This is a genomic window from Geobacillus sp. B4113_201601, from assembly GCF_001587475.1.
Classification (GTDB): domain Bacteria; phylum Bacillota; class Bacilli; order Bacillales; family Anoxybacillaceae; genus Geobacillus; species Geobacillus icigianus.
Map to the genome: position 1 here is coordinate 42,670 of NZ_LQYX01000099.1, position 12,205 is coordinate 54,874.

General features: G+C 54.3%; 14 protein-coding genes. 1 reads left to right on the forward strand and 13 read right to left on the reverse strand.

Features of this window, described 5'->3' with window-relative positions:
• Positions 1-21 precede the first annotated feature (21 nt).
• The 13 genes from sigF to B4113_RS14245 all read right to left on the reverse strand — a co-directional run bounded on the left by sigF (position 22) and on the right by B4113_RS14245 (position 11,144).
• Positions 22-774, reverse strand: coding sequence for an RNA polymerase sporulation sigma factor SigF (gene sigF, locus B4113_RS14185; RefSeq protein WP_033023522.1), 753 nt, complete (start codon positions 772-774; stop codon positions 22-24).
• Between the two features lie 13 nt (positions 775-787).
• Entirely contained in the window at positions 788-1,228 is a 441-nt protein-coding gene (gene spoIIAB / locus B4113_RS14190; protein ID WP_033023524.1) for an anti-sigma F factor, read from the reverse strand.
• Positions 1,229-1,579 carry an anti-sigma F factor antagonist gene (gene spoIIAA, locus B4113_RS14195; RefSeq protein WP_033023525.1) on the reverse strand — a complete coding sequence of 117 codons (351 nt, stop codon included), beginning with the start codon at positions 1,577-1,579 and terminating at the stop codon, positions 1,229-1,231.
• Between the two features lie 125 nt (positions 1,580-1,704).
• The gene (locus tag B4113_RS14200; RefSeq protein WP_033023527.1) at positions 1,705-2,880 is read right to left on the reverse strand and encodes a D-alanyl-D-alanine carboxypeptidase family protein; all 1,176 of its coding nucleotides are present in this window, start codon (positions 2,878-2,880) and stop codon (positions 1,705-1,707) included.
• A 122-nt stretch (positions 2,881-3,002) separates the two neighbouring features.
• On the reverse strand, positions 3,003-4,304 hold the full coding sequence (locus B4113_RS14205; protein ID WP_033023529.1) for a pyrimidine-nucleoside phosphorylase: 1,302 nt from the start codon (positions 4,302-4,304) through the stop codon (positions 3,003-3,005).
• A gap of 15 nt (positions 4,305-4,319) precedes the next feature.
• Complete coding sequence (locus B4113_RS14210) at positions 4,320-5,141, reverse strand: purine-nucleoside phosphorylase (protein ID WP_033023531.1); 822 nt, start codon at positions 5,139-5,141, stop codon at positions 4,320-4,322.
• 45 nt (positions 5,142-5,186) lie between these two features.
• A complete protein-coding gene (gene deoB, locus B4113_RS14215) occupies positions 5,187-6,380 on the reverse strand; it encodes a phosphopentomutase (protein WP_172418505.1) in 1,194 nt (397 codons plus the stop codon).
• Positions 6,381-6,777: 397 nt separating this feature from the next.
• Positions 6,778-7,674, reverse strand: a complete 897-nt coding sequence (gene xerD / locus B4113_RS14220; RefSeq protein ID WP_033023535.1) for a site-specific tyrosine recombinase XerD — start codon at positions 7,672-7,674, stop codon at positions 6,778-6,780.
• Positions 7,675-7,680: 6 nt separating this feature from the next.
• Positions 7,681-7,893 (reverse strand): YqzK family protein, encoded by a 213-nt coding sequence (locus B4113_RS14225; RefSeq protein WP_033023538.1) that lies wholly within the window; start codon positions 7,891-7,893, stop codon positions 7,681-7,683.
• A 101-nt stretch (positions 7,894-7,994) separates the two neighbouring features.
• On the reverse strand, positions 7,995-8,453 hold the full coding sequence (locus B4113_RS14230; protein WP_033023540.1) for a Fur family transcriptional regulator: 459 nt from the start codon (positions 8,451-8,453) through the stop codon (positions 7,995-7,997).
• Positions 8,454-8,550: 97 nt separating this feature from the next.
• Positions 8,551-9,213 carry a stage II sporulation protein M gene (gene spoIIM / locus B4113_RS14235; protein WP_033023611.1) on the reverse strand — a complete coding sequence of 221 codons (663 nt, stop codon included), beginning with the start codon at positions 9,211-9,213 and terminating at the stop codon, positions 8,551-8,553.
• Between the two features lie 187 nt (positions 9,214-9,400).
• Positions 9,401-10,591: an endonuclease Q family protein gene (locus B4113_RS14240; protein ID WP_033023541.1), complete on the reverse strand. Its 1,191-nt coding sequence runs from the start codon at positions 10,589-10,591 to the stop codon at positions 9,401-9,403.
• Positions 10,581-11,144: an NUDIX domain-containing protein gene (locus B4113_RS14245; protein WP_033023542.1), complete on the reverse strand. Its 564-nt coding sequence runs from the start codon at positions 11,142-11,144 to the stop codon at positions 10,581-10,583. Before B4113_RS14245 ends, B4113_RS14240 begins: the two co-directional genes overlap by 11 nt.
• Before the next feature lie 117 nt (positions 11,145-11,261).
• On the opposite strand from B4113_RS14245, the gene B4113_RS14250 reads away from it, so the two are divergent.
• Positions 11,262-12,182: an aldo/keto reductase gene (locus B4113_RS14250; protein ID WP_033023543.1), complete on the forward strand. Its 921-nt coding sequence runs from the start codon at positions 11,262-11,264 to the stop codon at positions 12,180-12,182.
• The last annotated feature ends 23 nt before the right edge of the window (positions 12,183-12,205 follow it).

Genomic DNA, 12,205 nt, shown 5'->3' on the forward strand with positions numbered 1-12,205 from the left:
ATTCTTTCATCAAGCAGGCTTCTAGCCATCCATTTTCTCTTTGATGTGCTGTAAGATTTTTTTCTCCAGCCGGGATACTTGCACTTGAGAGATGCCGAGTCTTGCTGCCACTTCGGACTGGGTTTGATCTTTGTAGTAGCGCAAATAGACAATGAGCCGCTCGCGCTCATCAAGCTCTTCGATCGCTTTTTTCAAAGCGATTTTGTCAAACCATGACGCCTCGTCATCGTCGGCGATTTGATCGAGCAGCGTGATCGGATCGCCGTCGTTTTCGTACACCGTTTCGTGAATCGACGTCGGCGTGCGGACGGCCTCTTGAGCGAGGACAACCTCTTCTTTGGCAATGCCCAAATGATCGGCGATTTCGGTGACCGTCGGCGCCCGTCCGCGCGCTTTTGACAGCTCGTCTTTGGCCTTGCGGATTTTATTGCCCATCTCTTTCAGCGAGCGGCTCACTTTGACAGTGCCGTCATCGCGAAGAAAACGCTGAATCTCCCCGATGATCATCGGCACGGCGTACGTCGAAAACTTGACGTCATACGACAAATCAAATTTGTCGACCGATTTTAACAAGCCGATGCAGCCGATTTGGAACAAGTCGTCGGCCTCATAGCCGCGATTTAAAAAACGTTGGACGACCGACCAGACGAGGCGCATGTTTTTTTCAATAATTTCATCGCGCGCTTCTTGATCGCCTGCTTGGCTGCGGCGGATCAGCTCCTTCATCTCCTGGTCTTTGATTGGCGACTGATCTTGCTTGACATCGACATCCATAGGCATGTCTCCCTCAGTTACATAGCGCTTGGCTTTTGGCAATATGCTTTTTCAAATACACGGTCGTCCCTTTGTTCACTTCCGATTCAATGATGACTTCGTCCATGAAGTTCTCCATAATGGTAAATCCCATTCCCGAACGCTCTAGTTCCGGTTTGGTCGTAAACAGCGGCTGGCGCGCCTCATCAATATTGGCGATGCCGACCCCTTCGTCCCTCACGGTCAAATGGACGATGCCGTCTTCAATGATGACGGAAATAGAGACAATGCCGTTCGGGTCGTTGTTATAGCCATGGATAATGGCGTTGGTGACCGCCTCTGAGACGACCGTTTTGATTTCCGTCAACTCGTCCATCGTTGGATCGAGCTGGGCGACGAACGCCGCCACCGTCACCCGGGCAAACGATTCGTTTTCGCTGCGCGCGGAAAATTGGAGGTGCATTTCGTTGCGCATTTACGCCACCCCCAATGCCTGCAAAGCAAATTGCTCATCCGCTTCCAAGCGAATAATTTTAAATAGTCCCGACATATCAAACAGGCGCTTGACGGCCGGCGACACCGCGCAGACGACCATCTGACCGCCCATGTTTTTGATCTGTTTGTAGCGTCCTAAAATGACGCCAAGACCTGAGCTGTCCATAAATGTCAACTGACCTAAATTGAGCACGATATGGCGGATGCCCTGGTTTTCGAGCACATCCGTCACTTGTTCGCGCAACGCTTCGGCCGTATGATGGTCGAGCTCCCCGGACAGGCGAACGATCAGCACGTCTTGTTTCACTTCTAAGTCAATCGCGAGACTCACAGCGTCTTCCTCCTTGTCCATTTCAGGATACGGAGAAGTTTCGCTGCCCGCGCTCGGAAATCCTGCCGCCCGACAAAACTAGTACCCGTTCGCCAAAGAGAGTGAAAAGGCGGCAAAACTTGACATCATCCCGCCTGCACGAAACGACTAAACACCCGCTTAAACAAGTCCCAAAAGCTCGCTTCTTCGACCGTTTGCTTGGCGACAAGCGGGCTGCGCACGATCTCTTTTCCATCCTCTTTCAAAATCAAAACGCCAAGCTCATCACCTTTGCGAATTGGGGCTTGTACCCGTTCTTTCACCTTGACGATTTTCTCAATCTGCTCGACCGACTGCCCCTTTTTCGTCAGCACCGATACCGGTTCCGATGTCACCGCTGCCACCGATGTTTGCTTGCCTTTGCTCACTTCCACGCGAGCGATCGTTTGATTCCGTTCGTATACCGGGTGGGTCTGATATTGTTGAAACGCATAGTCGAGCATTTTCGTCATTTGCGCATTGCGCGCTTTCGGCGTCGGCGCCCCAAAAATGACGGCAATGACGCGCATGCCATTCTTTTTCGCTGTCGCGGTCAAACAATAACCCGCCTCGCTCGTAAAGCCGGTTTTCAGCCCGTCAACACCGGGATAAAACTTGACAAGCCGGTTGGTATTCACAAGCCAAAACTTTTTGTCCGTCTGTTCGCGCAAATAGTCTTCGTATTTGCTCGTATATTTCGTAATATCTTCATACTTCAACAATTCGCGCGCCATCATGGCCATATCATAAGCGCTGCTGTAGTGATGTTCCGCCGGCAAACCGGTCGCGTTGACAAAATGAGTGTCGTTTAAGCCTAGCCGCTTTGCCTTTTCGTTCATCATTTCGACAAACGCCTCTTCTGACCCGGCAATCCGTTCGGCCAGGGCGACCGAAGCATCGTTCGCCGAACCGATGGCGATGCCGCGCAGCAGCTCGTCAACCGTCATTTCCTCACCCGGTTCAAGGAAAATTTGCGAGCCGCCCATGGAAGCGGCGTATTCGCTCGCCCGTACTTTCTCATCGTAGGAGAGCTTTCCTTCATCGATCGCCTCCATGATCAGCAACATCGTCATAATTTTCGTCATGCTCGCCGGCGGCAGTTTTTCATGAGCATTTTTCTCGTACAACACTTTTCCTGTGTCGCGTTCGATCAAAATCGCTGATTTCGCCTCAGCGGCTAGTTCGGCCTTCGCTCCCTTCGCCTCTTTTTCCTCGGCGTGCACGGAAAGGGGAAGGAACAGAAGAAGCGGCAAGAAAAGCAGACGAATGACTGTCGTTTTCATCTCCCAAACCTCCATTCTTTATACATGCCATTTTTTCCAACAGAGATATTTTTATACAAACGAACCCAAAATAAAAAAACGCCCGAAACCCACTGTTTCGAGCGTTTTCTAACAGCTTCGCCTCAGCCGATCGTCTCGTAAATGAGCGGCGGCGGAGCGGCCGGCTGCGGCGAAATCCGAATGGCCGCGGCCAGTTTTTCTTCCACGTCGCGCACATCGGCGCGGTTGCTGTGAATCGTGGCGAGCGTTTCCCCTTTTTGCACACGGTCGCCAATTTTCTTATGAAGCACGATGCCGACCGCCAAATCGATGGCGTCTTCCTTTGTCGCCCGCCCGGCGCCAAGCCACATGGCGGCCGTGCCGACTTCATCGGCAACGATCTCGGCCACATAACCGTCCTCGCCAGCGGCAACGGGGATCGTATGCGCGGCGCGCGGCAATTTGTCCGGGTCGTCAACAACCGACGGATCGCCGCCTTGGGCCGCCAAAAACGTTTTCATTTTTGCGGCTGCCTTTCCGCTGCAAAGCGCTTCCTCCAGCAGGCGGCGCGCTTCGGCAAGCGACGGCGCTTTTTCGGCCAAGTACACCATATGGCTGCCAAGCGTCAAACAAAGTTCCGTTAAATCGCGCGGCCCGTTTCCTTGCAAAGTAGCGATCGCCTCTTTCACTTCCAAGGCGTTACCGACCGCGTAACCGAGCGGCTGGCTCATATCGGAAATGACCGCCATCGTCCGGCGGCCGACGCGCTTGCCGATCTCGACCATCGCCCGAGCAAGCTGGCGGGCGCCATCGAGATCCTTCATAAACGCTCCGGCCCCCGTTTTGACGTCTAAGACGATCGCGTCAGCCCCGGCGGCGATTTTTTTGCTCATGATCGAGGAAGCGATCAGCGGAATGCTGTTGACGGTGGCGGTCACGTCGCGGAGTGCGTACAATTTTTTATCCGCCGGCGTCAAGTCGCCCGTTTGGCCGATAATGGCGATCTGATTCTCATTGACGAGCCGGAGAAATTCGTCTTTGCTGATTTCGACATGAAATCCGGGCACGGACTCGAGCTTGTCGATCGTGCCGCCCGTATGGCCGAGACCGCGCCCGGACATTTTCGCCACCGGCACGCCGACGGACGCGACAAGCGGGCCTAACACGAGCGTTGTCGTATCGCCAACGCCGCCTGTGGAATGCTTATCGACTTTCACGCCGCGAATGCCTGACAGATCGATGACCTCGCCGGAGTGCACGATCGCCATCGTCAACGCCGCTGTCTCTTCGGCGGTCATGCCGCGAAAATAAATGGCCATCGCCAACGCGCTCATTTGATAATCGGGAATGTCTCCGTTCGTATAACCGCGGATGATCCACTCCAGCTCTTCCGTCATCAGCGCCTTTCCATCGCGCTTTTTGGCAATCAAATCGACCATTCTCATCCCGATCACCTCTCGTTATTTCGCCAGTTCGGCGACAATCGCTTTCACGAGCCGCAAAAAGTCGGCTTTCACCCGCTCGGCTGTTTCGACGACTTCGTCATGATGGAGAGGAGCATCAGTCATGCCAGCCGCTAAGTTGGAAATACATGAAATGCCGAGCACCTCCATGCCGGCATGGCGGGCGACGATCACTTCCGGAACGGTTGACATGCCGACCGCATCACCGCCAAGCGCCCGGATCATGCGAATTTCCGCCGGCGTTTCGTATGATGGACCGGTGTTGGCGACATACACCCCTTCGTGCAGGCGAATGCCGAGCCTTGCCGCCGCGTCTTTGGCGAGCTGGCGCAGGCGCCGGCTGTATGCTTCGGTCATGTCTGGAAAGCGCGGACCAAGCTCCGGGTCGTTCGGGCCGATGAGCGGATTCGTGCCAAGCAAATTGATATGGTCGGAGATCACCATCAAATCGCCGGGTTGGAATCGTTCATTGACGCCGCCGGCGGCGTTTGTCACGATCAATTCGCGGACGCCGAGCGCCTTCATCACCCGGACGGGGAACGTCACTTCGCGAAGCGAGTATCCTTCATAATAATGAAACCGTCCCTGCATGGCGACAACGGTCGCCCCTTCAAGCCGGCCGTACACGAGCCGGCCGGCGTGCCCCTCAACCGTCGATACCGGAAAGCCGGGAATCTCCTCATACGGAATGCGAACCGCCTCTTCGATTTCATCGGCGAGCACGCCGAGCCCCGAACCGAGAATCAAACCGATCGCCGGCGATGCCGGCATGCGCTGCCGCAACACATCCGCTGCTTTTTCAATCGCTTGTCGATCCATCTGTCTTTCCCCCTTGCCTTCTATTCTAATCCGGAACATGGCCGGCTACGCTGGCGAAAGTTCCGACAAAAAGCTTGTTCCATAAGGCGGCATAGCGACGTGGAAGTTAGCGGCGATCGTCGCCCCGACATCGGCGAACGTCTCGCGGATCGGGAGCGGCTTTCCGCCTTGAAAGCGCGGGCTGTACACCAACAGCGGCACGTATTCGCGCGTATGGTCCGTTCCGTGATGCACCGGGTCGTTGCCATGATCGGCCGTGATGATCAGCAAGTCGTCTTCTTTCAAACGCGGCAGCACATCGTTAAGCCGGGCGTCGAACTCTTCGAGCGCATCGCCGTATCCTTGTGGATCGCGGCGATGGCCGTACTTGGCGTCAAAATCGACGAGATTGACGAAACTCAACCCGGTAAAATCGCTGCCGAGCGTGTCCACAAGCTTATCCATGCCGTCCATATTCGACGCGGTCCGCAACGACTGCGTCACTCCTTCATTGTCGTAAATATCGGCGATCTTCCCAATGGCAATGACATCATACCCCGCGTCTTTCAGCTCATTCATCACCGTGCGGCCGAACGGTTTGAGCGCATAGTCGTGTCGATTGGCCGTTCGCTCAAAACGGCCGGGTACACCGATGAACGGCCGGGCGATGACGCGCCCGACCATGTACGGCTCATCGCGTGTCAGCTCGCGCGCGATTTCACAAACGCGGTACAATTCTTCAAGCGGCACGACTTGTTCGTGGGCGGCGATTTGCAAAACGGAGTCGGCGGACGTATAGACGATGAGCGCCCCTGTTTTCATATGCTCCTCACCGAGTTCTTCGATGATCGCTGTTCCGCTCGCCGGCTTGTTGCCGATCACTTTCCGACCGGTGCGCCGCTCAAGCTCGGCGATCAATTCATCCGGAAATCCGTTCGGAAACACGCGAAACGGCTTGTCGATGCGAAGCCCCATCAGCTCCCAATGGCCGGTCATCGTATCTTTGCCGGCCGACGCTTCTTTCATTTTCGTATAGTAGGCCAGCGGCTGATCGACTTTCGGCACCCCTTTGATCTCACGAATATGGCTTAAGCCGAGCTTCGCCATATTGGGCAAATGAAGACCGCCGCGATGCTCGGCGATATGGCCGAGCGTGTCCGCCCCTTTGTCGTTGTATTTTTCGGCATCCGGCGCCTCGCCGATGCCGACCGAATCCATGACAATCAAAAAGACGCGCCGGTACATTGTAATCATACTCATTCCTCCCGTCTCCAGTCGAAAATGGTGATTCTCTTTGTTCTATTGTACCCACCACATCCCAAAAACAAGTCAGCCTTACTATTGGTCAGAAGTCTGACAACAAGGACAACCATCAAGCTCCAACAGATTTGATCACGGCCTAGAAGAGCGGTGAAAAACAGTGTTTCCCTTTGGTCGATGAGGAAAAGTGTGCAGTGTTGCAAAGTTTTTCTATCTGAGAAACGATGGCAGGAAGCGGTATGAACGATTGAATCAACAGTCTCCTAGGGAGCCGATGATCAAATCTTGAATACGAATTTGCCATGTCAATTCTCAACTCGAAAAACCTTCGTGCACCGATCCTTCCATTCGCTTATTCTTTCATCGATGAAGGGAATCAGCCGTCTTTCCCAACCTTCTAGGCGCGCGGGTGATACTGCTTGTATACGTCTTTCAAACGCGTTTTCGTCACGTGCGTATACATTTGCGTTGTCGAAATATCAGCATGGCCGAGCAGCTCTTGGACAGCGCGCAAATCGGCCCCGTTTTCAAGCAGATGCGTCGCAAACGAATGGCGAAGCGTATGCGGCGTCAATTCTTTTTCAATGCCGGCTTCTTTCGCGAGGCGCTTTAAAATTTTCCAAAACCCTTGCCGTGTCAAGCGTTGACCGTAATGATTCAAAAACAGCGCCTCCGTTGCCCGTCGGCGCGGATTGACCAACTGCGGGCGCCCTCGCTCCAAATAGTGGGTAAGCGCTTCAATCGCCATGCGCCCGATCGGAACGATCCGCTCTTTCCGCCCTTTTCCATAACAGCGGACAAACCCCATCGTCAAATGGACGTCGCCGAGGTTGAGCTGCACCAACTCGCTGACGCGCATGCCGGTCGCATACAACAGCTCGAGCATCGCCTTGTCGCGCAGCCCAAACGGCGTATCGGTTTGCGGCGCGGCCAGCAGGGCTTCCACTTCCTCGACCGACAGCACTTTCGGCAGCGTCCGTTCAAACTGCGGCGTTTCAATATGGACGGTCGGGTCTTGCGCCGCGATTTTCTCCCTTAGCAAAAACTGATGGAACGAACGGATCGACGCCAGATGGCGGGCGATCGTCCTTGCCGATTGCCCTTGTTCGCTTAAAAACTTTAAAAAATGGAGAATATGAAGGCGCTCGACTTCGCCCCACGCCTGAAGCTGCTCCACCTGCCGCAAATAACGCGCGTATTTTTTCAAATCCCTCTCGTATGAAACGATCGTATTGTGCGCCAAATTCCGCTCCACCATCAAATAGTGCAAAAAATCGCTCAGTTCGTGTTCCAACGCTCTCTACTCCCCATCGCGGTAAAAAAATAACAGCCGGTCAAGCCAAGTCGGGGGCGCCTGTTCGACCGCCGACACCTTGACCGCCGCCCCCTCGGGCTCATCGTACCGGTGATAGTATTCATATTCACGGTGAAACCATACAAGACTATAATAAAATAAAATGGTGCATCCCGTAAACAAAAGAAACACTTTCACCATTTGCCAAACGGTTTTCATGGCATCCTCCTTACTGGCAGCTTGGCCATTTGCTAGTATGAGGATATGCCATTGACTTCCTTATTTATACGCAAAAAACCTTTCCCATCGGAAAAGGTTTTTTATTTTTCTTCTTCCTGATGTTTTTGTTGGCAGCGGTGGCAAATGCCATGAAACGTCAAGCGGTGATCTTTAATTTTGAACTTCCACTCCCTCTCGACGATGGCTTCGACGTCCTCAAGCAAATCTTCCTGAATTTCCGCCACCGACCCGCACTCAAGGCAAATGAGATGGTGATGGAAATGGGCCGCTCCTTCTTTGCGGAGGTCGTAGCGCGATACCCCATCCCCGAAGTTGATTTTGTCGACAATTCTCAGCTCGTTCAACAGCTCCAGTGTCCGATAAACCGTCGCCAGTCCGATTTCCGGGGATTTTTCTTTTACGAGGAGGTAGACGTCTTCAGCGCTTAAATGGTCTTCTTCATGTTCGAGCAGGACTCTTACCGTCGCTTCCCGCTGCGGTGTCAGCTTATAGCCAGCCGAATGCAGCTGCTTTTTAATTCGTTCCACGCGTTCTTCCATCATTTCATTCCTCCCTCGCCATTCACCCTCCATTATAGCAGAGATGCGAGGAAAGGGGCAAAGTAAAATCACTATTACAAGAGAATAATAACGATTATTATATAATAATTAATATTATATTTACCACCCATTTGACCGTCTGCTTCATCAGCGAAGGCGAAACATACGCCTCGATCGCCGAAGAAACGAGCAGCCCGACAGCGGTCAGCGCCATCGCCGCCGCGTAGCGCATCACAAGCGGAAAGACCGGTCCATGCGGACGTTTCATAAACTGATGACGCACCATTTGCAAAGAAAAGGAGATCGAAACTACCCCCATGACGATCATCAGCGGAATGACGACAACATTTTGCGGCATGATGGAAACAAACGACAACAAAAAGCCTTTCCAGCTCATTTGGCTCACTAAAAACCCGACGGTAAAGCCAACGACGACTCCTTTTAAAAACAGCAGGACGAAAATAATAGGCAAGCCAATGACGGAAATGCCGAGCACCCACATCAAGGCGATGTATTTGACGTTATGCATATAGCTTTGGCGGAACATGTCGTGAGCGCTCGCCAAATTGTCTTTCGATACTTGTCCAAAAAATTGCGTCAAATAATAGTACAAGTCTTGTTTTTGGCTGAAACTGAGGCTGTTGACGACAATGGCGCCAAAAATGACGCCCATTAAAAATAGGACGATCACAAATACGTACAGCGAAGCGTGTTCGCGCAAATGAACAGCGGCAGCCGATTTCAGCGGATGGGTTCTCATCGTGCTTCGTCCTCCTACTTTGTCTCTTAGTAGATTGTATGTCCATCCGCCTTGGATATGACTGTTTTTCGAAAAAGCGGGACCGCCGCCGCGCCGGACATCCCGCTTTCCATCCCCATCGTTCCGCCTGCGCTCGGCAAACGGCCGCATGTTTGCCTACCTTTCGCCGCCAACGCTTTCTTCGCGCTCAGCTCTCCTGCACTTTTCCATATTTTCCGCCGCCACCGGCTTCGATGGCGAGCGCCCCGCTGCGGGCGAGCACGATCAGCCGAGCGAGCTTTTCCCCGACCGTCTCGGCCAGCGCTTCTTCCGCCGCCTCATGCAGCACGCTCATTTCGGTGCCAAAGCGGGCGAGCAGCTTTTCATACGCCTTCGGGCCAAGACCGGGGATAAATTCAAGCGGCACTTGATAAATATACGGCGGCCGCTTCGGTCCGTGCTCCGCCGTTTTCAACTCCGCCAGCCGGTCGAATACCCCCTTAACAAAGCGGTGGTGGCCGCACGCCGGACAGCGCTCAGCCTCAGGCGAGACCGGCGCAAGGCAGCGTTCGCACACCGTTCGGTGATATTTGCCAAGCTTTGGATTCAAGCCGTAATTGGCGATGATCGTACGCCCGTCTTCACCGCGGAGCGCTTTTTCCAACTCCGCAAACGTCGGGGCGGCAAGCCGCACTTGCTCATATTCGCGGGCGATTTTTCGCAACGAATGGGCATCAGAGTTCGTCAAATACGGATAACGGTGCAATTCGGCGATTTGGTCCGCCATCGCCGTATCGGCGCTTAACCCAAGCTCAATGGCATCGATCCGATCCGGGTCAAACACTTCTGTCAAGCTGTGTTGGACCCCTTTTCCGTACAAGCTTTTAAACGGGGTGAACGCGTGCGCAGGAATGAACCAGCCGCCGTGCTCTTTCGCGGCAGCTTGCAGCTCGCGGCCGGAGGCGTAAATGCGCTGCGAACTGAGCGATATGTTCTTCACCCGTTGGCCAAGCCAGCGGGAAAACGCGCGCATCGCCTGAACGGTCGGCAAAAAAACGAGGACGTGGATCGGTCCATGGCAATGTCCGTCATATACTTCGATTTCGCTGCCCAACAAAAGCGTCACCTTTCCGGCGCTGACGCCGCCTTCCTCATGTTCGCGCCACCCGTGCTTCTCCATCGCCTGCTCCAGCTCGCCCAGCACGTCGGGCACATGGCTGTCAATGACGCCGATGATGTCGATCCCTTTCACCTCAGCCGCCTCACGCAAGATGTTGGCCAACGTCAACGTCCGCGCCCCCGTAATTTTCACCGGGCGGCCGGAGGCGGTGCGGCCGATGTGGATATGTAAATCGGCGTAATAACGGCCGAGGCCGCCCTCGTTTTTGTTATTCGCCATTTTGCTCCCCTAGCGCGCGGCGCAGCTGCAAATATTGCAAGGCGTACGCCGTTTTCGCATCGTAAATGTCGCGTCGTTCAAGCATCGCAAGCGCCTCCTCCAATGTCACTTCCAGCAGTTCGACGAACTCATCTTCATCCAATCCGGCGCCATCTTCGACTTTTTCGAGCCCTTCCGCAACGTACAAATGGATGAGCTCATCGGCAAAACCGGGCGACGTATAAAACGAAATGAGATGGCGCAGCGAACGGGCCCGGTAGCCGGTTTCTTCTTCAAGCTCGCGGCGTGCGGAAGCGAGCGGCTCTTCCCCATGTTCTAGCTTGCCCGCCGGAATCTCGACCAATGCGCGCTCGAGCGCTTTTCGGTACTGGCGGACAAGAACGATGTTCCCGTTCGGCAACAGCGGCAGCACCGCCACCGCCCCCGGGTGTTTGATCACCTCGCGCCGGCTCATTTTCCCGTTTGGCAGCTCGACTTCCTCGATATACAAGTCAATGATGCGGCCGCTGAACAGTTTCTCTTTGCGGACCGTTTTTTCATACAACTTTTCCATCTCTTCATTCTCCCCTATCGATTGGTGGACTCTTTTCCATTGTACTACAAAGTTGGCCATTTTTTCGCCTCCGTTGTACAATGAACGTATCATCCATGTACAAAGGAGGCTGGCAAAGTGAAAAAGCGCCGCATCGGCACATCCGACTTATACGTCAGTGAAATTGGGCTCGGCTGCATGTCGCTCGGCACGGATGAACACCATGCCATCTATCTCATTCATGAAGCATTAGAGCGCGGCATCAACTACTTGGATACAGCCGATTTATACGACCGCGGCTTAAACGAGGAATTGGTCGGCAAAGCGGTGAAAGGAAAACGCGACCAAGTGATCATCGCCACCAAGGTCGGCAACCGTTGGCGCGCGGACGGAAGCGGTTGGGATTGGGATCCGTCAAAAGCCTATATCAAACAAGCGGTCAAAGACAGCCTGCGCCGCCTGCAAACGGACTACATTGATTTATACCAGCTCCATGGCGGCACGATCGACGACCCGATCGACGAAACGATCGAAGCGTTCGAAGAGCTGAAGCGAGAAGGCGTCATCCGCTGGTACGGCATCTCCTCGATCCGCCCGAACGTCATCCGCGAATACGTGAAGCGCTCGAACATCGTCAGCGTTATGATGCAATACAGCTTGCTCGACCGCCGTCCGGAAGAGTGGTTTCCGCTCTTGCGCGAACATAACATCAGCGTTATCGCCCGCGGCCCGGTCGCTAAAGGCTTGCTCACCAACCGCCGGCTCGAGCAAGCGAGCCGCGCCGTGAAAGAACACGGCTACCTCGATTATTCATACGAAGACTTGCAGGCGCTCATCCCGAAGCTGAAAGAAAAAACGGCCGGCCGCCGTTCCTTGACCGTGACCGCGCTGCAATTTTGCCTGCATGACTCGGTCGTTGCCGCCGCCATTCCGGGGGCGAGCCGGCTCGAGCAGCTTGAGGAAAACATCGCCGCCGCTTCCGCCCCGCCGCTTGACGCTGACGAATACGAATGGTTAAAACAAGTAACGAAGCGCTCGATCTATGACATGCACCGATGAAAAAAGGAGCCCACAGCGCCAAC